The 25,796-nt window shown below is 63.1% G+C and carries 29 protein-coding genes and 1 pseudogene; 17 read left to right on the top strand and 13 right to left on the bottom strand.

The genetic code is table 11. The annotated features are described in order from the left end of the window. Positions 1-97: 97 nt before the first annotated feature. Complete coding sequence (locus AKN83_RS40750; protein WP_170991602.1) at positions 98-253, bottom strand: hypothetical protein; 156 nt, start codon at positions 251-253, stop codon at positions 98-100. Between the two features lie 808 nt (positions 254-1,061). Here AKN83_RS40750 and AKN83_RS30920 point away from each other — a divergent pair. Further along, positions 1,062-1,487: a hypothetical protein gene (locus tag AKN83_RS30920; protein WP_063695609.1), complete on the top strand. Its 426-nt coding sequence runs from the start codon at positions 1,062-1,064 to the stop codon at positions 1,485-1,487. A 293-nt stretch (positions 1,488-1,780) separates the two neighbouring features. After that, positions 1,781-2,152, top strand: a complete 372-nt coding sequence (locus AKN83_RS30915; protein WP_050402859.1) for a cupin domain-containing protein — start codon at positions 1,781-1,783, stop codon at positions 2,150-2,152. Between the two features lie 207 nt (positions 2,153-2,359). Here the strand turns inward: AKN83_RS30915 and AKN83_RS38895 are convergent, their stop codons facing one another. After that, a complete protein-coding gene (locus AKN83_RS38895) occupies positions 2,360-3,361 on the bottom strand; it encodes a formylglycine-generating enzyme family protein (RefSeq protein ID WP_157113650.1) in 1,002 nt (333 codons plus the stop codon). A 486-nt stretch (positions 3,362-3,847) separates the two neighbouring features. On the opposite strand from AKN83_RS38895, the gene AKN83_RS30910 reads away from it, so the two are divergent. Both AKN83_RS30910 and AKN83_RS30905 read left to right on the top strand, forming a co-directional pair. After that, positions 3,848-4,666, top strand: a complete 819-nt coding sequence (locus AKN83_RS30910) for a serine hydrolase domain-containing protein (RefSeq protein WP_244522167.1) — start codon at positions 3,848-3,850, stop codon at positions 4,664-4,666. A 110-nt stretch (positions 4,667-4,776) separates the two neighbouring features. Further along, positions 4,777-4,965 (top strand): hypothetical protein, encoded by a 189-nt coding sequence (locus tag AKN83_RS30905; RefSeq protein ID WP_175596495.1) that lies wholly within the window; start codon positions 4,777-4,779, stop codon positions 4,963-4,965. Positions 4,966-5,126: 161 nt separating this feature from the next. Here AKN83_RS30905 and AKN83_RS30900 read toward each other — a convergent pair whose 3' ends face one another. Continuing rightward, positions 5,127-5,612, bottom strand: coding sequence for a lipocalin-like domain-containing protein (locus AKN83_RS30900; protein ID WP_050406417.1), 486 nt, complete (start codon positions 5,610-5,612; stop codon positions 5,127-5,129). A gap of 417 nt (positions 5,613-6,029) precedes the next feature. Here AKN83_RS30900 and AKN83_RS30895 point away from each other — a divergent pair, with 417 nt between their 5' ends. Together AKN83_RS30895 and AKN83_RS30890 are read left to right on the top strand one after the other, a co-directional pair. After that, complete coding sequence (locus AKN83_RS30895) at positions 6,030-7,328, top strand: peptidase M15 (protein ID WP_244522166.1); 1,299 nt, start codon at positions 6,030-6,032, stop codon at positions 7,326-7,328. 39 nt (positions 7,329-7,367) lie between these two features. Next, positions 7,368-8,561 carry an aspartate kinase gene (locus AKN83_RS30890; RefSeq protein ID WP_050406416.1) on the top strand — a complete coding sequence of 398 codons (1,194 nt, stop codon included), beginning with the start codon at positions 7,368-7,370 and terminating at the stop codon, positions 8,559-8,561. Between the two features lie 46 nt (positions 8,562-8,607). Here the strand turns inward: AKN83_RS30890 and AKN83_RS30885 are convergent, their stop codons facing one another. Beyond that, positions 8,608-9,747, bottom strand: coding sequence for an amidohydrolase/deacetylase family metallohydrolase (locus AKN83_RS30885; RefSeq protein WP_063695606.1), 1,140 nt, complete (start codon positions 9,745-9,747; stop codon positions 8,608-8,610). A gap of 59 nt (positions 9,748-9,806) precedes the next feature. Beyond that, on the bottom strand, positions 9,807-11,729 hold the full coding sequence (locus tag AKN83_RS30880; protein WP_063695605.1) for a cyclic nucleotide-binding and patatin-like phospholipase domain-containing protein: 1,923 nt from the start codon (positions 11,727-11,729) through the stop codon (positions 9,807-9,809). A gap of 263 nt (positions 11,730-11,992) precedes the next feature. Here AKN83_RS30880 and AKN83_RS30875 point away from each other — a divergent pair, with 263 nt between their 5' ends. Continuing rightward, a complete protein-coding gene (locus tag AKN83_RS30875; protein WP_157113649.1) occupies positions 11,993-12,793 on the top strand; it encodes a hypothetical protein in 801 nt (266 codons plus the stop codon). Between the two features lie 94 nt (positions 12,794-12,887). Next, entirely contained in the window at positions 12,888-15,335 is a 2,448-nt protein-coding gene (locus AKN83_RS30870) for a hypothetical protein (RefSeq protein WP_050406414.1), read from the top strand. 181 nt (positions 15,336-15,516) lie between these two features. Here the strand turns inward: AKN83_RS30870 and AKN83_RS40095 are convergent. Continuing rightward, positions 15,517-15,681, bottom strand: a pseudogene (locus AKN83_RS40095) (sorbitol dehydrogenase); the annotation flags it as partial. Positions 15,682-15,842: 161 nt separating this feature from the next. Between AKN83_RS40095 and AKN83_RS30865 the strand changes: the two are divergent. The 7 genes from AKN83_RS30865 (at position 15,843) to AKN83_RS30840 (ending at position 20,451) form a co-directional block, all read left to right on the top strand. Then, entirely contained in the window at positions 15,843-16,370 is a 528-nt protein-coding gene (locus AKN83_RS30865; RefSeq protein WP_063695603.1) for a hypothetical protein, read from the top strand. 113 nt (positions 16,371-16,483) lie between these two features. Continuing rightward, positions 16,484-16,621: an aromatic-ring hydroxylase C-terminal domain-containing protein gene (locus AKN83_RS41930; protein WP_430641587.1), complete on the top strand. Its 138-nt coding sequence runs from the start codon at positions 16,484-16,486 to the stop codon at positions 16,619-16,621. Positions 16,622-16,689: 68 nt separating this feature from the next. Next, positions 16,690-17,307: a PilZ domain-containing protein gene (locus tag AKN83_RS30860; protein ID WP_028336124.1), complete on the top strand. Its 618-nt coding sequence runs from the start codon at positions 16,690-16,692 to the stop codon at positions 17,305-17,307. Between the two features lie 333 nt (positions 17,308-17,640). Then, positions 17,641-18,255: a transglutaminase-like cysteine peptidase gene (locus tag AKN83_RS30855; protein ID WP_050406412.1), complete on the top strand. Its 615-nt coding sequence runs from the start codon at positions 17,641-17,643 to the stop codon at positions 18,253-18,255. A gap of 362 nt (positions 18,256-18,617) precedes the next feature. Next, the gene (locus AKN83_RS30850) at positions 18,618-19,247 is read left to right on the top strand and encodes a TetR/AcrR family transcriptional regulator (protein ID WP_050406411.1); all 630 of its coding nucleotides are present in this window, start codon (positions 18,618-18,620) and stop codon (positions 19,245-19,247) included. 18 nt (positions 19,248-19,265) lie between these two features. Further along, on the top strand, positions 19,266-19,811 hold the full coding sequence (fabA, locus tag AKN83_RS30845; protein WP_430641586.1) for a bifunctional 3-hydroxydecanoyl-ACP dehydratase/trans-2-decenoyl-ACP isomerase: 546 nt from the start codon (positions 19,266-19,268) through the stop codon (positions 19,809-19,811). A 148-nt stretch (positions 19,812-19,959) separates the two neighbouring features. Beyond that, positions 19,960-20,451 carry a hypothetical protein gene (locus AKN83_RS30840; protein ID WP_050406410.1) on the top strand — a complete coding sequence of 164 codons (492 nt, stop codon included), beginning with the start codon at positions 19,960-19,962 and terminating at the stop codon, positions 20,449-20,451. A 428-nt stretch (positions 20,452-20,879) separates the two neighbouring features. On the opposite strand, the gene AKN83_RS40090 is transcribed toward AKN83_RS30840, so the two are convergent. The 3 genes from AKN83_RS40090 to AKN83_RS30830 all read right to left on the bottom strand — a co-directional run bounded on the left by AKN83_RS40090 (position 20,880) and on the right by AKN83_RS30830 (position 22,180). Then, a complete protein-coding gene (locus AKN83_RS40090) occupies positions 20,880-21,029 on the bottom strand; it encodes a hypothetical protein (protein WP_157113648.1) in 150 nt (49 codons plus the stop codon). A 196-nt stretch (positions 21,030-21,225) separates the two neighbouring features. Next, a complete protein-coding gene (locus AKN83_RS30835; RefSeq protein WP_050406409.1) occupies positions 21,226-21,714 on the bottom strand; it encodes a hypothetical protein in 489 nt (162 codons plus the stop codon). A 154-nt stretch (positions 21,715-21,868) separates the two neighbouring features. Further along, entirely contained in the window at positions 21,869-22,180 is a 312-nt protein-coding gene (locus AKN83_RS30830; protein ID WP_050406408.1) for a hypothetical protein, read from the bottom strand. A gap of 87 nt (positions 22,181-22,267) precedes the next feature. On the opposite strand from AKN83_RS30830, the gene AKN83_RS30825 reads away from it, so the two are divergent. Further along, on the top strand, positions 22,268-22,522 hold the full coding sequence (locus AKN83_RS30825) for a hypothetical protein (protein WP_050406407.1): 255 nt from the start codon (positions 22,268-22,270) through the stop codon (positions 22,520-22,522). A gap of 4 nt (positions 22,523-22,526) precedes the next feature. Here the strand turns inward: AKN83_RS30825 and AKN83_RS30820 are convergent, their stop codons facing one another. Further along, positions 22,527-23,057 carry a gamma carbonic anhydrase family protein gene (locus AKN83_RS30820; protein WP_050406406.1) on the bottom strand — a complete coding sequence of 177 codons (531 nt, stop codon included), beginning with the start codon at positions 23,055-23,057 and terminating at the stop codon, positions 22,527-22,529. A 109-nt stretch (positions 23,058-23,166) separates the two neighbouring features. Then, on the bottom strand, positions 23,167-23,496 hold the full coding sequence (locus AKN83_RS30815; RefSeq protein ID WP_050406405.1) for a DUF6949 family protein: 330 nt from the start codon (positions 23,494-23,496) through the stop codon (positions 23,167-23,169). A 220-nt stretch (positions 23,497-23,716) separates the two neighbouring features. Between AKN83_RS30815 and AKN83_RS30810 the strand changes: the two genes are divergently transcribed. After that, positions 23,717-24,427, top strand: a complete 711-nt coding sequence (locus AKN83_RS30810; RefSeq protein WP_050406404.1) for a hypothetical protein — start codon at positions 23,717-23,719, stop codon at positions 24,425-24,427. 63 nt (positions 24,428-24,490) lie between these two features. On the opposite strand, the gene AKN83_RS30805 is transcribed toward AKN83_RS30810, so the two are convergent. Continuing rightward, positions 24,491-24,709, bottom strand: a complete 219-nt coding sequence (locus AKN83_RS30805) for a DUF3126 family protein (protein ID WP_050406403.1) — start codon at positions 24,707-24,709, stop codon at positions 24,491-24,493. Between the two features lie 138 nt (positions 24,710-24,847). After that, on the bottom strand, positions 24,848-25,675 hold the full coding sequence (cysE, locus tag AKN83_RS30800; protein WP_050406402.1) for a serine O-acetyltransferase: 828 nt from the start codon (positions 25,673-25,675) through the stop codon (positions 24,848-24,850). Positions 25,676-25,796 lie beyond the last annotated feature (121 nt).

Below are 25,796 nucleotides of genomic sequence, written 5' to 3'. Positions count from 1 at the left end.
CATTGATCGGTGCGAATAATTGCTGCGGTTGCTTATCATTCGCGGCCAACATGCGAGATAGCTCTAGCGCGAGCCATGTTGGGCGCGATCGCAAGGATCAGTCGCGTTCGAAAACCTTGGCACCAGGGTAGACCCGTCGGGCATACGCGACGACCCGCGCTCGCTCCTGCGTCTCCAGGAACGGAGTTTGGATCTTGCACGATCCGACGATGAGGTGCCACAGGCCATTGAGCTTCTGAATGTTGATGATCATTTTGGCTGCTCCTCGAAGAACCCGCGTGCAGTTGCTTCGTCTAGCGTATCCTTTCTGCCCGGTTCTTGCCGTGAGCGCTATTCCGGTCGACTACGTTCGGGGAAAGTACGTAAGGTGGACGCACCCGCACCAGCTCATGCGTGGCGACAACTCGATGCAATTGACGGGAAGCAAAAACCCGGCGGCCTCTAACAGGCCGCCGGGTGCGCTCAAGTAATGTCTTGGGGATGAAATGTGTCTGTCTTCTGCCCGGTTTTGGCCGGGCGCGCTATCCGGGCGACTACGTCCGGGGAAAGTACGTGGGTTGACGAAGGCGCGGCACAGCAACTGATCGTCTGGATCACGTCGCGAGGACGAAGCCGATACGGGTTTGCGAGCACGCGCCCCCATCTCGGGTACCACCAGCGGCCGCCGATCACGACACCCGCGGATGCGATCTTGCGATCGCCCGTCAGGTGCTCGCCGACCGCGTCGACATAGCCGGACCGCCCTTCCCCGACCGACAACGGCATGAACCGCAAAACGAGTCGCGCGACATCGATCGGCGCGAAAAAACTTGCCGCGATTGCGCATCATTCGCGGCACCCCGGCCCTGCCATTAGGGCGTGGATTCACCGAGGTCCGCTCCTGACGGCGACGCAGTAATTGCTCTGCTCGATCGTCGTCGGCTGCTTTTGACCCAATCGAGGTATCGTTTCGCGCCCTCCTTGCTCGTTCTCAGGAAAAGTTGACCCAGATCAACATGGCTCGCACGAGAGCGCGTTACTTGCGAGCCGGTTCGGGAGGCGCTTACCTGAAGGAGGAGCAAATGAAGCCACTTTCTGAACAACTCGCCGAATTGTCGGTGCGCGCAAAGAATGCCGAAACTGCCTTTGCTGCCGCACAAAAGGAAGCGCGTGACAAGATCGAAGCGCGGAAGGCAGAGGCGCTTTCGGCTGCAAAGATGGCCGTCGAAAAGGTGAGCCAGCAAATCAAGTCGGTCGGCGATTCTGCCGACAGAGACAGGCAGGCGCTGCAAGCAAAAATCACCGCGGACGTGAACACCTTGAAGGCGTACGCGCTCAAAGCAAAGCATGATATCAAGGCCAACCTTGCCGAGGAGCGCGCAACGCTTCTGGAAGAAGACGCCGGTTTCGCGATCGATTACGCCATAGCGTCGGTTGAACAGGCACAACTCGCCGTCCTGGACGCGATCGACGCCCGGCGCGCCGCCGAGCAGGCCAGGCGCAGTTAGCATCGAAAACACTGCAAACCGAGGCCGCCTCGCTCGCGGCCTCTTTACGTTTTGGGCCAAGCTGCGACGTCCCTATTGGCCCGAAGCCGAAGGTCCACCCGTCCGTCAGCCCGTCAGATCATTTGGGCAGAGCAGACGCCGCCGGTTTGGCCGCCACGGACGGCTTTTGACCCACAACCGACATGTCAGCCGAGTTCACCATGGCTGAATGGAGTCTCCTGGAAGTGAGCTGCGGCTGGACGGTCATCTCGTGAGGTGCCATTCTCCCTTCTTTGCAAGAGGGAACATTGACTATGCTGCGTATTGCCGCGCTGATTTTGCTCATTTCCGCCACTACCGCTCATGCTCAAATCGTCCGCAAAGAACTGAAGCGGGCTGACGTGGCTGGGACTAACATGGAAGCCATCGAGGTCTATCTTGAAGTCCCGCCGGGTGAAAGTCTCCCGCTTCATACACACTACGGCGAGGAGATCGTGTACGTCATTCAGGGCGCGACCCTGATCCTGCCAGATGGCTCGCAGCGCGAACTACCCACAGGCGCCGGAGTTATCAACCAGCGCGGCGTGCCGCACGCGGGATTCAAGATCGGTGGTGATAAGACGCTGAAGCTGATCAACGTCTTCGTGGTCGATAAGGGCAAGCCCTTAACCGAAATCGTTCAGTAAGAAAACGCCGGTGGGTTTGGGCAAGATGCCAAAGGCCGCCTCAGTTGGCGACGTATTCCTGTGGTGGCCCGTTGCTGACCTCCGGTGCCATCGTCAAGACGTCCGGGTCCGAGAGTACAGCAGACGCCCGGTCCCGAGGCCCTGATGTCGCAGTTTGACCCAAAGCAGACTGAGCGAAAGGCACGAGCAGACCGAATGAGTCGCGTTTCATGGAAGCGTTCGAGCGACCCGAAAACCGATGTAGTTAGCGCGTCTGTCGGGCTTTGCCCTGCTACGTTGGGCAGACCGTAAGACCCAAGGCTCATTGGTCCAGTTGCCGCCTCTCATCACACGCAGATCGCAGTTAGCGATCGTAAACGGACTGCCGTCTTGCGGGGCATTGACGTAGTTTTCGCGCCAGCAATCCGCAATCCATTCCGATGTGTCGCCAAGCACGTCTGATATTCCGAATGCATTGGCTTGAAAGCTGCCCGTTGGAGCTGGCTGCCGCTTATCCCACGGGCTACCGCATCCATCACAATCAGCGTTTCCCGAGCCTATGGGATCACCCCACCATCGCGCCGTACGGGTTCCTGCTCGAGCCGCGTATTCCCATTCGGCCTCACTCGGGAGCCGATATAACTCGCCGCTGCCTGAGCCAGCCCGATCATGTACCTTGCCATTTAACCAGTCGATATAGGCATGCGCGTCTTGCCAGCTGACACACACCACCGGATCTCGATCCGTTTGCAGAAAGCCGGGGTCCCGCCATCCAGCCTCCGGCCTCACCGGATAAGTGTGGTCTATCCAGAACGTACAGCCGCCTTCGGCTGAATAACCTGTTTCACGCACGAAAGCTGCGAACTCGCCTCGTGTCACGCGATACTTTCCAAGCGCGAAGGTGTGTCTGATGCTGACCGAATGCTGGGGATGTTCGTACGCTATGCTTCTCTCGGCATATTTGCGTGCACTGCTAGGCAAGGCGGCTCCGGCGTCACGCGCCGCTTCTTCGTCGGAGGATCCCATAAGGAAACTCCCAGCCGGAATCACCATCATTTCGGGGCAGTCGGAGCAATCACGAAAGGTTTGGCCAGGCAGTGCCGTGGCCCCTGGTGGTTCGGCGACGGCCATCCCTGCAAAGGCAATTGAGGTAAGAACGGCAAACCCCGCCAGACATGCAAGCTTTCCGGCGATATCGAAGGAGCGATACGCGGTCGTCAGCCACTTCATCAATAGTCTCTCGCTACCACTAAGCTGATACAGGCCGCTTCAGTCTACGGGGCGTCTGCATATCAGACTAGGTCCCTGAAGTCGCCAGTTGGCCCATCGCGGCAGTTTACGCGGCGCAGGGACATGTCCGAAGTTGGGGACAGACCGGAAGTCACCGGCTTCGGGTCAAACCTGCGCTTTTGACCCATAGCGGATTAGGGACGCGTCGCTGTGCTAGGCTATGTTGTTTCGGTCCGACATTCTTGAGATGAGGTTATGCGAAGGCGCGATTTTATCACTCTTGCGAGCGGCGCAGCGGTAGCTCGGAGCAATGACCGATGAGAAGTTCCGTAAAGCCCGATACCGGCGCCGGGAAAGGACTCTCGCGACGCTCTGTCCTGGCCGGAGTTGCGGCAACCTGCGTTGCGGCGTCGGCGAAACGGAGTTGGGCTGCCGAAATCAATGGTGGTCCGTCGTTTTCCGCTGATGGCCCGGACGTCGCAGTCGATGGCAAAATCGATCAACGGCATGCTGATAGGGATCGCGACAGCGGAAGGCGCGATCAAGTCGATCGACGATGCTGCCGAGACCTATGTTCCCGGCTTGAAAGGCACGGAATACGGTGCAACCCCGATCCGCGCGCTGCTGCACATGTCATCTGGCGTGAAGTTCGGTGAAGAGAACGAAGAAGCGAAAGGCGAAGGAGGCGACCTCGATCGCCTGTGGGGCGACATGGTGCGCAAGCACTGGTTTTCCCAAAAAGGCACGGTCGCCAGCATCGCGCAATTCAACCAACGGGTCGCGCCGCCGGGGACGCGATTCCATTACGCCAGCATCGAGGCGGATGTGCTTGGTCTCGTGCTGCGTTACGCCACTGGTCAATCAACGTGCGGCTATCTCCAAGAAAAAGTCTGGCAGCCGATCGGCACGGAAGCCGATGCCAAATGGATGATTGATGCGGAAGGCGGAGAGGTAGCGCACGGGTTCTTCAATGCGGTACTGCGCGACTATGCCCGGCTCGCCCGTCTGCTGGCCCACGATGGAGCGTGGGAGGGCAAACAGATCATACCTGCACAGTGGATGATTGATGCGACCACGGTGCGCGCCTCCGAGACGTATCTGGCAAAGGTCGAGGGAGTGTTCGGGTACGGATATCAGGTCTACCTGTTTCCCGGCAGCAGACGGCAATTCGCGCTCCTGGGGTACCTCGGGCAGCGCATCCTCGTTGATCCGCCCTCGAAACTGGTTATGGTGCAGACCGCCGTCGATGAGAAGTCCCCCGAAATCTGGCGTCTGTGGTCGGCCGCGGTCGCGCAGTTCGGGTGACGCCACCTTCCTTCTCCCGACGAGTGAAAGAGAGGTCACTCCGCCCTCGACTGTCGGAAGATGAGCCGAATGAGCTGCGAGGTCCGCTGCTGGCCCGAGCTGTCGAGGGAGTGTTCGGGTACGGATATCAGGTCTACCTGTTTCCCGGCAGCAGACGGCAATTCGCGCTCCTGGGGTACCTCGGGCAGCGCATCCTCGTTGATCCGCCCTCGAAACTGGTTATGGTGCAGACCGCCGTCGATGAGAAGTCCCCCGAAATCTGGCGTCTGTGGTCGGCCGCGGTCGCGCAGTTCGGGTGACGCCACCTTCCTTCTCCCGACGAGTGAAAGAGAGGTCACTCCGCCCTCGACTGTCGGAAGATGAGCCGAATGAGCTGCGAGGTCCGCTGCTGGCCCTTAGCTGACGCGTCAGTCGGAACGCCGGACGTCCGGTTTTGACCCAAAGCAGACTTCGAACGGTCTTAGTGTTCGCGTTCCCAGGTGAGCATTCCGACAACTTTCTTGCCGGGATAGACGGCGCTGACCTGTTCAGCTGTTCTAAGGCTCAGCTTGTCGCCTTCCAGCTTAAAGAAGCGCACTTGGTCTTGCCCGGTGAGAAGCTCATTCCAAGAAATGTCGACCTTGGTCGTAAACTTGTCGCCATCGATTGTGAAGGGACCGGTGTAGGCTAGGAGCGATTTGAGCAGCGCTGCCGACTCTGCATCGTTCGCTGCCGGTTTGCGATTTCCCGCGACAATGATGAACGCGACGTACCCATCCGGCGTAAAAACTGCCCGGCCTTTCGGATCGTGGCCCATAGGTTCCGTGAGCTCGCCACCGATAATCTGAATGGTCCACGCCGTCAGTTTCCAGCTCCCCGTGAGTTGCTTCGCTGTGTCGTCCGCGCGAACCAGCGCAGGCTGCAGATAGCAATACACGGCAAGAACCAAGGCAAGGAGACGCACCATGTTGTCCTCTCGAAAGTAAATCGCACGAGCTTCGGCAGGTTAAACGAGACCAACAAAATTCGCGACAGCCTTCTGACGAGCGGTCGCCATCCCGGCTCGACTGGCGAGGCTTATTGTAGGCCTATAGTGGACATAAGAAATGGCGCGGCCGATGTCCCCTGATGGCCCATCGCGTCAGTCGGCGTAGTGCAGCGACATGTCCGAAGTTGAGTGTAGACCTGAAGTAGCCGGCCGACTGCAAAGACGACGCTTCTGCCCCGAACGGAAAGCAGAGCTCGATCGCTGGCGAAAATCACCGAACGCAACGGCACGCACGTGCCGGATTGCTCGCGTCCGCGCGTTGCGGTCGGGCAACACCTTCTGAAAAAGCGTAGCGTTAACGATGTCCGCCCATTGCGCGTTTCCATTTTGATCCGAATGATCGATGCCGTCGCGTGCTGGGCGGTGCAACGGGGCTCGGATCGGGCCTTTGGAGGCTACGGGATGATGAACCCGCGGCGAATTGCGACTCCGGAATTGTGCGGGACCGTCGTTCTCGCAGGTTGGCTTGTTGCCTGGCTTGCTGGCTCTGCCGGCATCGGGAACAGCGGCGCAGTGTCCATTGAAGGGCTCGTTCCCTCTCTCGCCGCCAACGCCGAACCTGCTGATGCGCGTCAGACCACTGCAGTCGACAGCGCCGCCAAAGTGACTGCGGAAGCCGCGATGCCTGTGGAACCCGTAACGGGGCCGGCGTCCGACATGGCAGCCGCCCCGCTAGCAGACCTCATGGACAACGCCGTCGCTAACGCCGATGCGGCGATGGCGGTTGAACCGGCGCCGGCGACGCCCGTTGATGCGACGGCGAGCCCGAGCGAGCCGAAGTCGATCGTGGTGGCTGCATTGCCGGAGTCGTCGCAGACGCTGCCGGCCGAAACATCGCCGGCGCAGGCGGCGACGGCGAGCACGCCTCCAGTGTCCGGTAACACCGAGGAGGCCGCGAGACCCCTGGATATTTCCGAGGAATGCCTCGTCGTCGATGTGTGCATCGACCGGTACCTTTGGGCGCTCTATCAGCGGACGCCGAAGGAAGACACCATCAGCGTACAGGAGCAGCGGAAAGTGACAGTCAAGCGGAAGCGCAAGACGGTGACTGTCACCAGGACGTTCACCCGGCGCGTCGACAACGATTTCACGTGGAAGGATCCGAAGGCGGCGGAAAGGATGGGCATGCCGATGATCGACTACGTGATTGGCGGGGTGGATCGGAGTTTCAAGCTCAAGCTGTTTCACGCGCTTTACGCGGCGGAGCAGGCCGGCCTGGCGCCCGGCATCACCAGCGCGTTCCGCGATGACTATCGTCAATCGATTGCGAGCGGCCTGAAGGCGGCATCCGACAAATCATACCATGGAGGCAGCTTCCGCGGCGGCTATGGCCACGGGCTTGCCGCCGATATCGTGAGCGTCAAAGGCGCGACGCGGGCGGAGCGTTGGGTCTCCACCGATGCGCTTTGGAAATGGATCGATGCGCGTGGGCCGGAATTCGGCATCGGGCGACCGTATCTCGATCGAGATCCACCGCATGTCGCGCCGATCGACGGCAAGGAATACGCCGCTCACCGCGGCGGGACGAAGGCTCAGCACGCGGAAGCAGATACCAAGAAGCGCAACGGGGGCGCCGTGCGGGTCGTGGCGAAACGATCAAAAACCGCAAAAGCGTCGAAGGGGAGAACGATCTGATCGGGTTCGGCTGCGCCTTCCAGCACGACGCGGGCAACAATGCCTAGCAATCCCATCATCGTGCAGAAATACGGCGGCGCCTGTCTCGAAACACCGGCAAAAATCCGCGCGGCGGCGAGCAGCGTCGCCGACCTGCATGGCCGTGGTCATCGGGTCGTGGCGATCGTTTCAGCGATGGGCAAGACCACCGATGAACTCGTCAGGATGGCCTATCAGGTCAGCCCGCATCCCAATCGCCGCGAACTCGATATGTTGTTGACCACCGGCGAGCGCATCAGCATGTCGTTGATGAGCATGGCGCTGTCTGATCTCGGCGTGCCGGCGATCAGCTTTACCGGCAGCCAGGCCGGTGTCATGACCGACGGGTCCCACTCCTCCGCACGCATTCTGGATGTGCGGCCCATTCGCGTGCGCGAAGAACTCGATCGCGGACGCATCGTGGTTCTGGCAGGCTTTCAGGGCGTGAACCCGCTGACCAAGGAAATCACGACGCTTGGCCGGGGTGGCAGCGACACCACCGCGGTCGCCATGGCTGCGGCGCTCAAGGCGGAGTGTTGCGAGATCATCAAGGAGGTCGACGGAGTTTGCTCGGCTGACCCGCGCATCGTCGTGGACGCAAAGCCGTTGCGTCAGCTCGATTTCGCATCCCTGGCCGAAATGTGCTTCTGGGGCGCCAAGGTCCTGCACTTTCGCAGCGTGGAGCTGGCCCACAGCCAGAACGTGCCTCTGGTCTTGAGAAAGTGGGGCGGCGCTCGACACAGCACGCAAGTGATGAAGGAGGTCGCGGACATGGAGAACGGAAAGGTCCTGGCGGTCAACTCGATGGCTCGCATTGAGCACGTGGAAATCGATTCGGCGGACCTCAATCAAGGTTTTGAGAAGTTCGCGCAGCACCTCAAGCAAAATGGCCTGCCTTGGCCGCAACTGCTCGCCTCGGCATTCAGCGCCGAAAAAACTCGCATCATGATGACTTGCGATTCGGAGACACTCGACGCGTTGCTGCGCACGCTGAATGGGAGCAAAGATCTGCGCAAACAGCGCGAGGCCCTGAGTTCGGTGAGCCTCACCTGCTTCGGCGGGATTTCCTCGGACTTGCCGTACGAGGCGATTCAGATTCTGCAACGCCACGGAATCATCGCCGACAAGTATGTCCTGTCATCGCATTCGGTCAGCTTCTTCGTTCCGGTGGAGAGCCGCGAGGCCGCGGTCATGGCTTTGCATTCGCTGATCTAGTTGAAATGTGGCAAGAGAGCGGACGAGGATTTTGTAGGTACGCGCGCTATCTCGGATGCCACCAGCGTCCGCCGATCACGACGCCTTCGGACGTGATCTTGCAATCGCCGGTCAGGTGCTCGCCGACCACGTCGACATAGTCGAACTGCCCTTCCCTGACCGTGAGCAGCGTGGCGTCGCCGGCGCTGCCCGGCTTGAGGCTACCGAGCTCAGGCCGCCGCAACGCCATCGCAGCATTGACGGTCGAGGCGGCGATCACGTCGGGCAGCGACATTCCCATGCAGAGGAACTTCGACATCGTCGTCACCTGGTCGAACGCCGGGCCGTCGATGCAGAGCTGATGGATGTCGGAGGAGATGGTGTCGGGATAGAAGCCGTTGGCGAGCATCGCGCGCGCGGTCTTGAAGGCGAACGAGCCCTTGCCATGGCCGATATCGAACAGCACGCCGCGCTCGCGTGCCTCCAGCACCGCCTTCTTCACCGTGCCCTGCGCGGTCGCGGGCGTGTTGGGGAACGGCCGGAACGCGTGCGTCAACACATCGCCCGGGCGCAGGCGCGCGAGCACCTCCTCATAGCTCGGCGGCGGATGGTCGATATGCGCCATCAAGGGCATGCCGACCTCTTCGGCAACCTCGAGCGCGATCTCGAGCGGCACCAGCCCCGAGGTGCCGGAGGCATGCAGGCCGACCCGCACCTTGATGCCGACGATGAGGTCGCGGTTCACGTCCGCCACGCGCGCGGCATCGACCGGATTCATCAGCCGCAATTCCTCGCTCTCGCCGACCATCACGCGATCGGAGAAGCCGAAGATGCCGGCATGCGAGACATGCAGATAGGCGAGGATGCGGACCTGGCTCGGCTCGATCACGTGCTTGCGGAAACCGGCAAAATTGCCGGGGCCGGCGCTGCCGGTGTCGACCGACGTGGTGACGCCGGAGGTGCGGCAGAACTCCTCTGCGTCGATACCGAGCGAGGTGCCACCCCAATAGACATGGGTGTGCAGGTCGATGATCCCCGGTGAGACGATCAGCCCGGAGACGTCGCGGACCTCGGTTGCGGGATCGGCCTTCAGCTCCCGGCCGACCGCGGCGACCTTGCCGCCGGCAAAGGCGACATCGGTCACGGCATCGAGCTTTTGCGACGGGTCGACCACCCGTCCGCCGCGCAGAATCAATTCGAAAGGCATTGTCGTCTCCGGATTTCAGTCCGGCACGATGGTCGACTTCGCCTCCGCCTGCAAGCGGCTCAACCGACGCGGGCCTGCTGGGTCGCGGGCGCGATCACCGTCGTCGTCCGATCCGCACTCTCGTCCGCGGCTATGGCCGACGCGACGATGGCCGCAATGGCCGGATGATGCGATGCCTGCGAAGCGGCAATGGTCTCGTGAGCCCAGCGATACGAGGATTCGAAGATTTCCTGATGGCGGTCGAAATCGGTCACGTCGATGCCATCGGGCGTCGGCGGGCGCATCACGAAGTCGAGCGGCGTGGTCGGCAGCGTATCGTAGCGCTGATGCGCGACGAGGCTGCGCCACAGCACGTTGATGGCACTGGGCGCTGCCGGGAGCGCCTTCCGCCGGAACGGCGTCAGCAGCGACGCGAGCAACTCGAACCGCCCCGGCAGCGCGGCATAGTCGACGTCGAACATCTCGGTTGCCGGCTCGCCGAAATGGACCACGAGGTTGGGCCCGCTCTTCATCTGATGCATCTGCGCCAGCGGAACGTTGTCGACCAGACATCCGTCGACCAGCATCGAGCCGTCTTTGGTGTAGAACGGCGGCAGCAGGCCGGGGATGGCGCTCGATGCGCGCACCGCCTGCCAGACGAGGCCGGTCCTGATCAATTCGAGACTGTGCGTCGAAAGGTTGGTCGCGACTGCCGCGAACGGCCGCCAGCAATCCTCGATCCGGCAGGTGTGGCCGTATTGATCGGCGAGCGCCCGGTCGAAGGCCTTGTGGTCGAGCAGCGCGTAACGCGGCCAGGTCGGGCGGCGGAAGCTGCGGCTGGAGACGAAGATCTCATGCGTGCCGCGCTCGAGATGCTCGGCATCGTAGTTCTTGGCAAAGCCCGCCGCCATCGCCGAGCCGACGCTGGTGCCGACGAAGATGTCGAACATCGCGCCGCGCTCGCGAAACGCCTTGTAGACGCCGACATGCGCGGTGCCGAGGCTACCGCCGCCGCCGGCGACAAACCCGACGGCGCGACCGCACAGGAAGCGCACCAGGCTCTCGATATCGATCTGGTCCTCGAGCGCGACATGGTGATGCATGAAGCAAGGCAGCCGTGCCAGCCAGGCCGCGGTACCGCTAACCTCGTTGCGCCTGACATCATGAATACGAACCAGGCGACGCGCCGACGCCGGATGCACGGCGCAGGCGAAGCTCTCGATCTCGGCGAGATCAGGCGGCGGAGCATCGCCGCGGCATGCGAACACGACGAGGTCGGCCTGGCGAATGGCCTTGCGCGCCCATTCGGATGCTTCAGCACCACCGAAATAAGCCACCAGCGGCGCGTCGTACTCGATCCGGTTCAGCCAGTCGGCGACCTCGGAGGCGTCAAGCGCGCGGCCGGGAAACATCGCCTGAATGCGCGCGAGATCGACGATCTCGGCACCTGCGGCAGCAAGGCCTTCGCGCAAACGCCGTTCGAAGGCAGGCGGCACCGGCTCCCGTCCGCCCGCAATCAGCGCGACGGTGCGCGCCTTCGGCGACGCCCGGACAGGCAACAGCCGCGCAGTTTGAACGGCAAACCGCTGGGCAAGCGCGGCCAGCAGCGCCTCGACGATCCCCGGCGTTTCCTGGACCAACCTCGCATAGGCCGCGCGCGTCAACACCAGCACGCTGGAATCGCGGATCGCGATCACGTTGGCCGTGCGCGGGATGTTGGCGAAGAAGCCGATCTCGCCGACCAGCTCGCCGGCGCGAAGCTCCGCAATCGGCTCGGGATGATCGGTCCGGTGCACGGCGAGCGCACCGTGCAGCACCAGAAACAGTGAATCCGAGGCGCCCCCCTGCTCGACCAGGAGCTCGCCACGGACCAGATCGCGCCGGGTCATCGCGCCGAAGGCGATCAGCCGCTGCTCGGCGCTGAGGGTTCGGAACAGCGCGAAGTCCTCGGACAGGTTTCCCCACGCAAACGTTGCGCTCGGCGGCACACGGTTCGATTGCATGCGCGGATGTTAGCGCCGGGCCGCCGTCCCGGCGAGCGATATCGGGCCGGTCTCGACATCGCTGTGGCCCGTTGGGAGCACTGCAACACGGGCGCTGCCCGGGCCGCAGCGCAGGATCGAAATCGAAGCGCAGCCATTCTCGAATAAAAAAACTCTCGCTCTTTAGTTGCTGTTATGCTAATGCTCATCTCCATATTGCAGACCCATTTTTCATTCGTTTCAGCGGGCATCGTCCCATGTCATTCTTTCGGCCTGACCCTGTCGTGAACATGACGGACGGCGGCATGGCGTCGACCGTGCCCGGCGTCTTCCTCAGCCAGCTCAAGAACGCGCCGTCGGTGAAAGGCACGTTCTTTCCCGACGAGCCTCCGCCCAACTTCGCCCCTGCCAATCCCGCGCTGGTCGACCGCACTGCGGGCGCGCTGGTGTGCTCGGCGATCGGCCGCAGCGCGCTGCATGGCTTTGCCGCGACCGTGGACGCGGCGAAGAGCGAGGCACGATGGCGGACCGAACTGAACTCGACGGACGCCCTCGCCGCCGGGCGGGCCATCTACCGCGATACGATCGCGCTGAGGCTCGAAGGGCTCACCCTCAGCGAGACCCGAAACATGCGCCCGGACTACGCGAGCGCCGTTGCCAACCAGGCGACGTCGCCGGCCTTCATCAACCTCATGATGAACCGGCTGATCGCGCGCGAGGCCAATTTCGTCGAGCAGCTCGACTTCATCATGTTCAAGCTGGAGGCGCTCGACGCGGCGCCGCTGGCCCGGACCGTGGAAGCGCAGTGGAAGAGTGCCTATCCGCCGTTGCAGCTGACGTGGCAGACCCGCGCCTTCATCGGCCCCGACAATTACAGGGTCGACACCTTCATCAACGAGGTCAACACCGCGATCAGCCGGAAGCGGACCAAAACCCAAAGCTATCCCGCCGGTTGGGGCCTCGACGGGCCGTCAATGGTCACCGACATCACCACCTATTACGGTGAGGCGGTGGCCGACTTCGTCAACCAGACTGCCGCCCCGCTCGGTCTTGCAACCGGCGTCGCACCGAAAAACGTGCAATGACGCGCGGGCGACCGGTTCGCCCGCTCACTCCGCATCGCTGCGCCGTCCTGATCACTTCCCTGCCCATAGCCCGTCAGGCCAAGGAGCCACGCCCATGACCAGTCAATCGCGTGCAGCCATCGTCCGCCAGCTCATGACGCCGCGTCCGAGCATCGCCATTGCCGCGACCACGCGTCATTTCGACGTCCATGTCTGGGACCGCGCGACACGAGGCTACGCGGCCGACGCCGCCATCACGCGCCTCTCGCTCGAAGGCGGCAAGGTCACGGTCAACCGCCAGCCGATCGTCGCGCCGTATTTCTCCGGCGACACGCTGACCTGGAGCCAGAAGACCGACCTCGGCTTCTCGTCCGGCGTGATCCACTTCACCCGCGACCGCTTTGCTTTCGGCGGCCAGATCCATCTCGGCCTGCATGAATCGGTCGCGGTGGCGCACGAAGTCTGCGGCGCGGTGCCGCCCACGGTGTTCATGACCCAGGTCGCCCGCGCGCCGGCTCTGGGCGGGCCGACCGATGCGGGCGTCGCCGTCACGCTCGGCTACGAGCTCGATCCGAACGGCGGCCTGCCGATATCGATCATCCGGTTTGCCGACGAAGACGTCACGACATATTGCGGCATGACCATCAACAAGGACAATCTGCTCCAGCTCGACATTCCCTTCATGGCCCAGTTCGCCAAGCCGGGCTTCGGCATCTCCCCGCTGTGGCCGGCCAGCGGCGCGATCGCGTTCGCCAATGACGGGTTGAGCTTCTCGGGATCGCTGCACAAATACGATCCGGCGACCGGCGAGCAAACGCCGCAGGCGTTCGCATGGAGCGGCCGGGCGCATGCGGCGTCGCAGCCCGCGACGGCGACGGCGGCGGTCGCGCCGCGGCTCGTCGCGATCAGCAACCTGTCGATCGCCGAGCTCGTCACGCTGCAACCCGATCCCAAGCTGTTGCAGGAGAATGCGCAGGATCTGCTGATCCAGAACACGAAATGGGCGATGAATCCGGACTGGCTGGGCCAGTTCTTCGGCGAAACGCGGCCTCAGCTTCCGCAGTCGCGGATCGACACCATCAATCTGGACCTGCCGTTCTACCAGACGAAGTTCGCACCGGCCTATCTCGGCTGGGGCTTCTCGCACATGACCGGGCCGGGCGCGCCCAGCCATACCCTGAGCGCCGCCGAGAGCGACAAGCTCGACCTTTTCCTGACCAAGGGACTCGGCGACGACCCCGGCTATAACAGGCAGAACAACGCGCTCGTCATCGACGCCTACATCATGACCAAGCCGCGCATCCAGGACTACATCAATGACGGCGCGGAGAAATGGGCCAAGGCGTTGTTCGACCAGGTCACCACCGACCAGCAGATCAACCTGATGATGAACAGGATCATCACGACGCACGACATGACGCTCGTCAACAACACGTCGACCCTGCTGACCTGCCTGCAGCCGAGCGGCGAGCTGGCGCAGAAGTATCATACATGCTTCGTGCTGCGGCCTGCGATCGCGCTGGCGAACGACGTGATCTTCACCGACCCGGACGATATCAAGACCTGGCTCGGCGACATGATCGCGCAGTTCATCAAGATCTACATCGTGACGCCGACCAATCCGACGCAAACCCGGCTGCGGCTTCAGGCAGCGGCAGACGAGCTCCAGACCATCATGAAGGATGCCGGCAAGGCCGCGGAGCTCGGAGCCGCGGCCACCGACTTCCTGATCTCACTGCACGACCTCGGCTTCAACAACATCGCGGCCGCGGAATCCAAGCTCGCGAAATACGGCCCCAAGGTCGCCGGCCTCTTCAAGATGATCGCCTTTGGCGGCGGTCTGCTTTACGCCTTCAAAGGCTTCCTGGACTGGAACAAGCTCGATGACACCGGCAAGGCGAACACGATCGTCACCACGATCATGCTGGCCGGACAGGCGGCCGAGTCCGTACCGTCCATGATCAAATCGGTCAGTGAGGGCTTCAAGAACTTCAGCTTCCGCGAACGCGGCCAGCTGGAGCTGACCTTTTCCGACCGCAACGTGCTGACCCATGCGGAGTTCGAGATGGGGAAGGTCGACGAGGAGTTCGTCAGGAAGGGGGCGGCCGAGGTCCGTGCCGCCTTCCGCGCCGACGGCCAGATCGCCGGCAACGCCACCAAATGGGGCAAATACTTTCAGAACATCAACAAGGCGCTGAAATGGCTCGGCGTCGCGGTGTCGGCCGCGTTCGCGGTGATCAACACCATCGAGTTCAACAAGGTCCTCTCCGACCCGAACTCCTCCGTCAGGGACAAGGCGTTCTCCGGCATCGTCGCCGTCGCCGGATTATGCGAGACGGTGTGCCTGACGCTGAACCTCGCGTTCAGCGCCGCCTGCTTCGGACCGGCCGCCGCGATCTTCGCGGTGATCGGTGTGGTCTTCATGATCGTCCAGATGTTCGAACCACAACCCAAGCCGGAGTCGCCGGTCGACAAATTCATGGACGACGTGGTCAAGCCGTTCCTCGCCGCATGGACGCCGCCGCCCGCCGACAAGTCCGCTCAGGCGGCCCAGGCCGCCTGACTACAGAACCGCAGCGGCGGATCGGCTCGGCCTGATCCGCCTCACACACGGCGAGTTCCGGCCACGGCACGATGGTCGACTTCACCGGCTTCATCGCCGTCGCGCCCACGACCGCCTGCGCGACGCCGTCCTCGATGAACGGATAGATCGTCCGTGTGTCGAGCCGCGCATATGCGTTGCGCGGCTTCGGCCAATGTCCTTTCAGGATGTGCAGGTCCGTTCCGCAGACGCCGCAGGCGCCGACCTCGATCAAGGCCGCCTTTTTGCCGACTTCCGGCCATGGCACGGTCCGGATTCCGGGCTTGGCTCCAGGTCCATCATGCGTGCAGACGCGGATGATCGGGATGTCATGAATGCCTGTCATGAAGGTCCTCATGACAGACCTTGGCGTGGGATAAGGCGCTTCAACTCTTGACGGGAGTATTTTTCCGTAACGAAGCATCGCAGGAAACCATCGATTGTGAACGCAGCTGAGCGGGAAGCGAGTAGCATTTGCGGGGACGAACCATGAATTCAGGAATCGAAGGTATCGTTGGCATGTACGTCAAGCTGGGCGAGCTGGACACGCTGCAACGAATGAAGGAGCACCGGCAGAACCTGCTCGACCAATGCGTCGATACGGCGAATTTCAACTTCGACGTGACGCGATCGATCTACAGAAGCGACATCGAGGTGATCGAAGCCGGCATCGAGAGCCTCTCAGGCGACGTCACCGGCCATGTCGACGTCTTCAACGAGGAGAGGATCGCCGGCTGGGCCCTGTACGATCACCACCCCGACAAGCGGGTCGCGATCGATATCTATTTCAACGGCGATCACGTTGCCGAAGTCGTCGCCGATCAATTCCGCAAAGATCTTCTCAAGCTCAACAAGGGCGATGGCCACCACGCCTTCATGTTCGAGCCGCCGGCCGGGTCCTATCAGCCGCCATTGCAGCTCGAGATCCGCGCGGCGAAGCACAAGGTGCTGAAGGCCGTGACCGTCGAACCAGCGGCGGCGCCCGCCGAGCCGGCCATGGACGCCGAAGCCAAGTAACGCGCGCTGCCCTCGCGAGATCACGAACGACACCAGATCGGGCCCGATCGGCTGCGACTTGACGGACCTGCGCGGCGATTGACAGCAAGGGCCGCGCCGGCGATCGGCTGGGCTTGAACGCGGTGCTGGTGCGTCCCGACGGGTTTGTGGCTTGGGCCACAGACATCGAACCGGATCTGGCGCAGACTATCCAGGCCGCGGCGCGATGGTTCGGGAAACCTGACGCGGCGGGTTCCCCGCCTCGACTGTAACGCCCTGTTAACCCTATCAGCCTTACCGTCGTCGGGGCTCCGAATGGACGGTGGCCAGGTTTGTTGTGATGTCTTTTGCACAAAAGAAAACTACCGTCGTCCCCGTCGCCGAGGAGCGGCGCCGCTTCCAGCGCGTCAAGGTGCACCTGCTCGGCCGCTACATGCTGCCCGACCGGCGCGAGTTTCCCTGCCAGATTATCAATATGTCCCCGGGAGGCCTTGCGCTGCTGGCGCCCGGCATCGGCAATGTCGGCGACCGCGTGATCGCCTATCTCGACCATATCGGCCGCGTCGAGGGCCGCATCACCCGCATCATCGACAACGGCTTTGCGATGACGATTGGCGCCACCGCGCGCAAGCGCGACAAGCTCGCCGCCCAGCTCACCTGGCTCGCCAACCGGGACATCCTCAATCTGCCCGAGGATCGCCGTCACGATCGTATCGTGCCGCGCAACCCGATCGCCCTGCTCACCCAGGAAGACGGCACGCGGATGACCTGCCGCATCATCGACCTCTCTCTGTCCGGCGCCGCGATCGCCGCCGAGAACCGGCCGCCGCTGAAGTCGCTCGTGATGCTCGGCCGGGTGCAGGCCCGCGTGGTGCGAAATCTCGAGGAAGGCTTCGCGCTCGAGTTCGTCCACGAGCAGTCCGCGGAAACCCTCGAAGAGAGCGTTACCGCGAGGTAAAGCGAAAAACCGCTCAAGACTCCCGTTTTCAGCCCGCGAAGGCGGCCATCGGTGCACCGGTGGCCGCCTTCGGCGCGTTTGGCCCAGTGAAATCGGCGGTTAACGGCCGCAGCTTTTGGCGCAACAAACGGCGCTGGCGCAATGCCTGCCGCGTTAATGCATAAAATTTGAATCAATTGCAGTTGTTTCAAATTTTACGCGAATTCGATTCAAGTAAAGATCTAATTCGCCGCAGCTTTTACCAGTATTCGCGTCAAATCTACTTTGCGTACTTAGCGGCGGCGCAAAGGCTTTATGCGAAACGTGGTCCCAACAAGAAGAACGGGGGCCACGATGTTTGGGTTCAGGGGACAGGGGAAAGGTTTGGCGGTTGCCGCCATTCTGTTTGCGACGTGCGTGTCGGCCAAGGCCGGCGACGTGGTCTACGCCAGCCTCGGTGATGTTGCGCGTTCGCCGATCGGCTGGGTCGAATTCTGCGCCGACAATCCCGCCGAGTGCCGCGGCGGCAAGACGCAACCACGCGACATCGTGATGTCGCAGACCGCTTGGCGCGACCTCGTGCGGGTCAACAAGTGGGTCAACGAGACCATCAAGCCGATGACCGACATGGATCATTGGGGCGTGATCGAGAAGTGGTCTTTGCCGACCGATGGCTACGGCGACTGCGAGGACTACGTGCTCCTGAAGCGCAAGATGCTGATGGATGCCGGCTGGCCGCGCGAGGCCCTGTTGATCACGGTGGTGCGCGACAAGAAGGGCGAAGGCCACGCGGTGCTGACGGTGAAGACCGACAAGGGCGAATTCGTGCTCGACAACCAGAACGAGAGCATCGTCGCCTGGACGGAGACCGGCTACCGCTTCGTCAAGCGGCAATCGCAGAGCGATCCCAATGTGTGGGTCTCGCTCGGCGACAACCGCCCCGCAGTTTCAACCGCAAGCTCGCGCTGAGCGGCAACCAGGAATCGAGTTCGCGACCCGGTCACATCCCCACCCCTCCCCGTCCCAGACCGGTTCGCGCGCGGCCAGCCTTCCCCCAAAGGCTGGCCGCAACCTTTTCAAGGGACGTGACCTTCCTGGAAGCCAGGACTCGGGGACGAGTTGGCGCAACGGCCGTCAGTATCCCGCGCGGCGGCCGGCACTACCTGCACGATGGCGGTGAGCGCCGCGATGCCGACCGCAAAGCTGCCTCTTCCACTGGCCGTCATTGAAGCGATTGGGCGGCGAGCGCCTGCTCGGCCGTCCGGCGCCCCACGCTTGACATTCTCCCAGCCGGCAGATTGAATTGAATTCAATTCAGCTATGGACAAACGATGCGCGCGACCAACCTGGGCACACGCGAGCGGCTGCTCTCGGCGGCCCAACAGGAACTGATCGAGGGGCTTGGGCACCTCGAGATGCAGGCGGTCGCGCGGCGGGCGCAGGTCTCGGTCGGGCTCGCCTATCACCACTTCGGATCGAAGGCCGGGCTGATCGCCGCCGTCGTCGAAGACTTCTATGAGCGACTGGATCAGGCGGCATTCGGCGGTGCCAGGCTGTCCGCCAGGAATTGGGCGGACCGGGAGAAGGCGCGGATCGGCGCCTATGTCGCCTTTCACTACGAGCATCCGTTTGCGCCGCTCGTGATCGGACCGCTGAGCCGGGCGCCCGAGGTGCTTGATGTCGAGACCGCCTTCACCACCAGGCAGCTGGCAGCCGGGGCGCGCATGATCGAGGCTGCGCAGCGCGACGGGATCGTACCCGGCAACCTCGATCCCCACCTCACCATCGCGCTGATGATCGGCGGCATCCGCCAGGCGCTGATCGGCGCGCTCACGGCCGACCGGCGGCCGGATCCGGCCAGGCTGACCGACGACATCTGGGCCTTCATGGCCGCGGCGCTGCGCCTGACCGGCATGTCCCCGCCGGTGCAGCCAAAAGCCACCCGGCGCAGCCGCGCCTAACGTTCAACCATAACCCCAATGTCGGTGGCCATCTTGTTCAACCCGCATGATTTTCACACGCCGCAACCGTCCTACAGCAAGGCGGATCTGCTGCGCTCGGGCGCGGGCGGCTATTTCGGCCCCGGCAATGCGCAGCTGCCGGCGCCACCGATGCTGATGATGGATCGCATCACCGAGATCGGCATCGACGGCGGCGCCTTCGGCAAGGGCCGGGTCGCCGCCGAACTGGACGTTGTGCCGGATCACTGGTTCTTCGCCTGCCACTTTGCCGGCGACCCCGTAATGCCCGGCTGCCTCGGCCTCGATGCCATGTGGCAGATCATCGGCTTCTGGCTCGGCTGGTCGGGCTCCCCGGGCAAAGGCCGCGCGCTTGGGGTCGGCGAGGTCAAGTTCAGGGGCCACATCACGCCGGAGGTCAGGCTCGTGCGCTACGAGGTCGACGTACGCCAGGTCCGGCGCGGCCGGCTGGTGCTGGGCATCGCCGACGGCCGCGTGCTCGCCGACGGCGCTTGCGTCTATCTGGCGAAGGACATGCGGGTCGGCCTGATCGCGCCGACGGGCTGAGGTCCGGATGCGCCGGACAGTCCCGTTTTGAGGCACCGGCGCGGCAAGTTTTGCACTCCCCGCGCCACCTGCTTGAATTTCCGGGGGTTTTGCCCGCGTCGCGGTTGTGCTATTCGAAATCTTTCAATTGATGTCCGGTTCTGGTCGCATGGTCGAACTTGCCCCCCGGAATTCGCAAACTGGCAGCCTGACTGGCGTGCAGCCGATCGCGATCGGCGCGGTGGCGCTGGTGCTCGTGCTGTTCGGGATCGGCTCGATCGCGCTGTGGCGGGCCTTCAGCGGCGGCGTGCCGGAGACCGATCGGATGGTCGCCGTCCGTCAATTGCAGGCGCGGACAGCACAGGTCTCCGAGGCCCTGGTGGAAAAGACCAAGGGCATGGAGGTGACCCAGCAGGAATCCATCGACCAGTTGCAGGAAGTGCAAGACCAGGTGCTGAGCATTCGCAAGCAGTTCGCTGCGCAGCAGGCCGACACCAAGAAGCTCTCCGACCAGGTCGCAGCCCTGACCGAGCAGGTCGAGGGCCTCCGCCAGTCGCTCGCGAGCGCGCAGGCCAACGAGCCGGCCGCCGAGCCCGAGCCGCGCAAGCGCTCGAAGGCCACCCGGAGCGCCAACCGGAAGCGTCACGGGTCGCGCGGTTGACGACCGAAAGATGCTTCGGCCCCGCTACCAAAATTCGTCAAATCTATAACGAAATCAGTATGTTAATGGAATTTCCGAGCTCCAGGCCTGCCGGCGACAGCCCGCATAAGTGCCCGTTAGGGTGAATTAATCCGGACTTTGTGAACTGGTTCACATATCCGAGTTGGAATCCGAGTCATCCTTAATCACCGGATGGCGTGAGCCGATTTCAATATCCGGGGCTGGCAAGGTCGTTGACGGTATACTACGTCGACGGCCTTGTTTTTTTGAGGCTGTGAACCCCGCTCTCCGGACCGAAGCATCTGACTTCGGAATCGAGAGCGGCCTCAAGCGCGAGAGGTCTGCAAGCCGGCTTCCGCTCGCCACCTCACGACGCACATCACGCAAAACATCGCCGCGGCCTAAGCCGCAGCAATCCGCGTTGCCGCCTACCTGGTGCGCTCGCGCATGTCGCGATTGCCTCGCTGTCGCAGCCGCGCAAGCTTCGGCTCGAGCTCGTGGAGCAAATAAACGAATGCGGTGGCGAGGCCCGAAACAACGACCATGAACAGCAATGTCAGATCAGGAATGGTCAACATCTCTGAGGTCCTCTGGGGCCCAGCTCCAATTGCAGCCGGATCATTTGCTTTCGCAAGGCGTTCACGCACTCACCGCCGCGATGCACTGCAAGCTGCATGCGCGACGGCCCCGGCATCATGACACCGAGGCCGCACCGATCACTCCAACATCATCAGCATGGCGATCCAATGGACCGGCCATGCGTCGGCAGATGTCTCAGTTGCAGACTTGCACCGGTCGCACCTGCCAGCCATACGGCGTCAGCATGCGACGGCGCACGACGTAGCAGCCGCCATCACCATATCCATAGCCGTAGCCATACCCGTCGTCATAGCCGTAACCGGCGTAGTACGGATTGCCATAGTAGCCGTCATAGTAATCGTAGGCGCCATAGCCCAGGCCGAAGCCGATCGCGGCCGCCGCGAACGGATAGCCCCAGCCCCAGCCGCGCCGATGCCAGCCTCCGCCGTGCCACCCTCCTCCGTGCCAACCTCCACCATGCCAGCCGCCGCCGATCGCAGCCGACCGGAAGCCACCGCCCGCGCCCATGGCGCGGAAAGCGCCGCCGCCACCGTGGAAGCCGCCAAAGCCGCCACCGCCGTGAAAGCCGCCCCCACCAAAACCACCTCGCGCCGACGCAGCGGCGGTCGTGAACAGGCCGACCGATGCCGTCGCCAGCAAGGCAATCATCGTTTTACGCAACATCACCCGTACTCCTCTCTTCAAGGCTTTTCTTTGCAAGCCTCCTCCGCCGCGTCCCGCGCATGCTAACTCAATGTAGGACCGCGGCTTCGGCCGCGCGCTCATGTCACGCTCACTTCTGCGCGACCCGCGTTCATCAAGATGCAGCCGCGAAAAGTTAACAGCCGCGGCAGATGCCCTTGACGCGGCTGTCGACTGTCCTGTTCTCGTCGGCGATCGCCTTGTCGACGCTTTCGTTCGACGCCGCGCCGGTGGTGACGCCCTCGCCGGCGTTCAGCCGGCCGGAGGATTGCGCGGTGCCGGCGCTGTTGGTACCGGGCGGCGGCGACGTTGCTTGCGGCGATGCCGGGCTGGCTGACGAGGGGCTGCCGCTCCCGGTACCGCTCCCAGTGCCCTGGGCAATGGTAACAGCGGGTGCCAGCAGAATGGCGATTGTCGCGACTGCAGCAGTGACGGATAATTTGCCCATGGCAGTTCTCCCTTGCGGACATCAACGGGTCCGCAATACGCCGGTTCCCACAGGCGTTGGGGCAATACAGTTTGGGAGCAATGCAATTTGCGCAAGCTGATCGAGTTTGACGACGATACCGCCGACAAGCTGAAGCAGCTTGGCCGCGACCGGATGGCAACGTTGCAGGAACTCGCGGACGAGGCCTTCGCCGACCTCCTCAAGAAGCACGGTATTCCGATCGACCTGAAGGATGCGCTGCGCAAGAGCGCAAGACTTCAGGAAGCAGCGAGACCGCGGGAGGCGGCAAAGCAAGCCCCCGCAACGCCGAAGGGCACACGCAAGCAGGGCCGGAAGCGCTGAGGCTTCAGCCGATCTTCTTCAGCCCGGCTTTGTACTGCGGGCCCCGGATCGCATAGGACTTCGCCGGCCGCGACAACGCCTCCGCCTGCGCGGCGTCCAGCGTGCGCACCACGCGCGCGGGCGCACCGATGATCAGGGAGTTTTCCGGAAACTCCTTGCCCTCGGTGATCACGGAGCCGGCGCCGACGACGCTGCCGCGCCGGATGCGCGCGCCATTCATCACGATCGATCCCATCCCGATCAGCACGCCGTCTTCCAGCGTGCAGCCGTGCACGATCGCATTGTGGCCGATGGTGACGTTGTTGCCGATGGTCAGCGGAAAGCCGGGATCGACATGCAGGGTCGAATTGTCCTGGACGTTGGAGCCTTCGCCGATCTCGATCCACTCATTGTCGCCGCGCAGCACGGCGCCGAACCAGACGCTCGCCGCGGATTTGAGGCGCACCTTGCCGATCACAACCGCACTGTCGGCGATGAAGAAGCTGCCATCGGCGGGAAGATCGGGGCCCTGCCCGTCGAGTTCGTAGATCGCCATGAAGGTCTCCTTGGACTAGGGCGACCTTGGCACAGCGGACGACTTGGTTTCAAGCAAGTGCAGTCATGATCCGGACACGGATCAGGATCCGGCGCGGATCACGATCCAATCAGCCGATCACGCCGGCAGCGCGTAGCGTCATCACGAAGAAGGTGCCCGACATCAGGCTCCAGAAGCCGGAGATGACGGTCGCCATCATCACGAACTCGAACCGGCGGCGCTCGATGCGCGCACCGCGCAGCGTGTTGCGCATGATGATGAACGGTGCGGCGAAGACCAGAAACGGGACCGCGGCAAAAGTCTTCGGCGCCACGCCCTCCTGCAGCAGGCCGAAGCCGGCCGGACGCTCCGCCATCGCCTGATAACCGCTGGCCAATGCGCCGGCGAGCGCGAAGCCAATGAAGAGCGAGAACAGCGAATTCAGGGTATCGGGCGACATTGGGACTTCCGCTACGCAACAGGCCACTCACCCTGCTTCGCAGAATTGGCGGCCGGCCGCCACATCATCCTTAAGGAAAGGTTAACCGCCGGCGCCCGGCGCGGCGTTTGCGCATGGCCATCCGCTTCGGGATTCCATTGGAATCGTACGGAAATTCCGCGTCACGTGGCATATTCGACAGGTGATTCGGCCACTCCTGACCTGCTCTTTGCCTTAGCTCATGACGCTCCTCTCGACTGCCCAGCATCTCGCCCGCGACACCCGCCGCAATCCGCGCGCGCATCTGGTTCCGATCATCGCCTCCGCGGTCATCGCGGCCGGTGCGATTGCGCTCGTCGCCTATCTGCTGTGGCCGACCTATACGACCGTCCCACCGAGCGATCCGTCGCGGCTGCCGGTGAGCGTCGGCGGCACGCTGTTCAACGTCCCGACCATGGCGGTGCGCATGAAGATCCAGCGCCACTCCGGACCGCAGGAGCGTGTCGACCTCAGCTTCCTCTATCCGTCGCTGGAGGCGCCTGCCGCGCCCAAGCACTACAGCGCCGAAACGGTCGAGGACAAGGTGCAGCCGATCGACAGGATATTCGTGTCGATCGCCGCACACCATGATTCACTCGCGCCGGACATGCGCCTGCGCACCATCTATCCGCGCTATCTCGACGAACGCGCGAACACCGATGACGGCCTGACGGCGCGCGCGTTCCGCGACGGCACGCCCTACGGCGGCGAGGATTTGTTCACCGCGACCGAGCCGCAGCTGATCGCGCGCTGCACGCGCGATACCTCGACGCCCGGCATGTGTCTGAGTGAGCAGCGCATCGAGGGCGCCGACCTGACCTTCCGCTTTCCGCGCAGCTGGCTGGCGCAATGGCGCGACATCGGCACCGCGATGAACCGTCTCTCCACGCAGATGCACAGCGCGAAGGGGTAACGCCGTCATTGCGCCGGAGCGACGCGCTCCACGGGTTCCTCGCAACGACGGCCTTGAGGCCGTTCAGCCCTGCTCGCCCAGATCTTCTTCCAGGATGGCCATCTGGAACTGGAACGAGCGATCATCGTCCTCGTCGTCGACGAACAGCACGCCGATGAACTCCTCGCCGATATAGACCTCGGCCGAGTCGTCCTTCTTTGGCCGCGGCACCACGCGGATCTTGGGATTGCTGAACACGCGTTTGAGATACGCGTCGAGCTTCCTGACTTCCTGTACGTCCACAGCCGTCTCCAATCGGGTCGATGATTTTCGGGGGAGTTTTAGGACGAGACGGCAAAGATCGCCAGCGCCTTTTCAGGCTTTGGCGACGCGATGTTGCGCACACGCAAAAGCGCCGCGCCGATCAGAAAGCGAATGAAATCAAAGCCCGATCGCGTTGAGCATCTGATCCATGGTGCGCGACGGCTCGGCACAGCCGGCTTCGCCGACGATTTTCGCCGGCACGCCTGCGACCGTGACGTTGTGCGGCACGGGCTTGACCACGACGGAGCCCGCCGCGATGCGCGCGCAATGACCAATCTCGATATTGCCGAGGATCTTGGCGCCGGCGCCGATCAGCACGCCGTGGCGGATCTTCGGATGGCGATCCTCGTTCTCCTTGCCGGTGCCGCCGAGCGTGACGCCATGCAGGATCGAGACATCGTCGTCGATGACGGCGGTCTCGCCGCAGACGAAACCGGTGGCGTGGTCGAGGAAGATGCCGCGGCCGATCCTGGCTGCCGGATTGATGTCGGTCTGGAACACCGCCGACGAGCGGCTCTGCAGGTAGAAGGCAAAATCCTTGCGGCCCTTTTGATGGAGCCAGTGCGCGAGACGATGGGTCTGCAGCGCGTGGAAGCCCTTGAAGTAGAGCAACGGATCGATGAAGCGCGAGGTGGCGGGATCGCGGTCGTAGACGGCGACGAGATCGGCGCGGAAGGCGTTGCCGATATCGGGCTCATCGCGCAACGCCTCGCCATAGGTCTGGCGGATCAGATCGCCCGACAGCGCGGCGTGATCGAGCCGCTCGGCAATGCGATGGACCACCGAATCCTCGAGGCGCTCATGATGCAGCACGGTGGCATAGATGAAGGATGCGAGCTCCGGCTCGCGCCGCAGGATGTCTTCCGCCTCGCCGCGGATTCGATCCCAGATCGGATCGAGCGCCGCCAGCTTGCTCCCCTGCGGATTGACCTGATGAACTGCCATGGCTGCTCTCGCAATTCGGTTGTTCTGATGTGCGTTATAGCACGGTGAACCCAGCGCGTCCCGGGAAGGCTCGGTACGGTAAACCCCAGCCGAACGCCCTTCCGGGCCGACGTCTAGGGGA

Source organism: Bradyrhizobium embrapense (assembly GCF_001189235.2).
Taxonomy (GTDB): domain Bacteria; phylum Pseudomonadota; class Alphaproteobacteria; order Rhizobiales; family Xanthobacteraceae; genus Bradyrhizobium; species Bradyrhizobium embrapense.
Note: the sequence above shows the minus strand (reverse complement) of the source record. Positions and strands in the feature narration are given on the sequence as shown.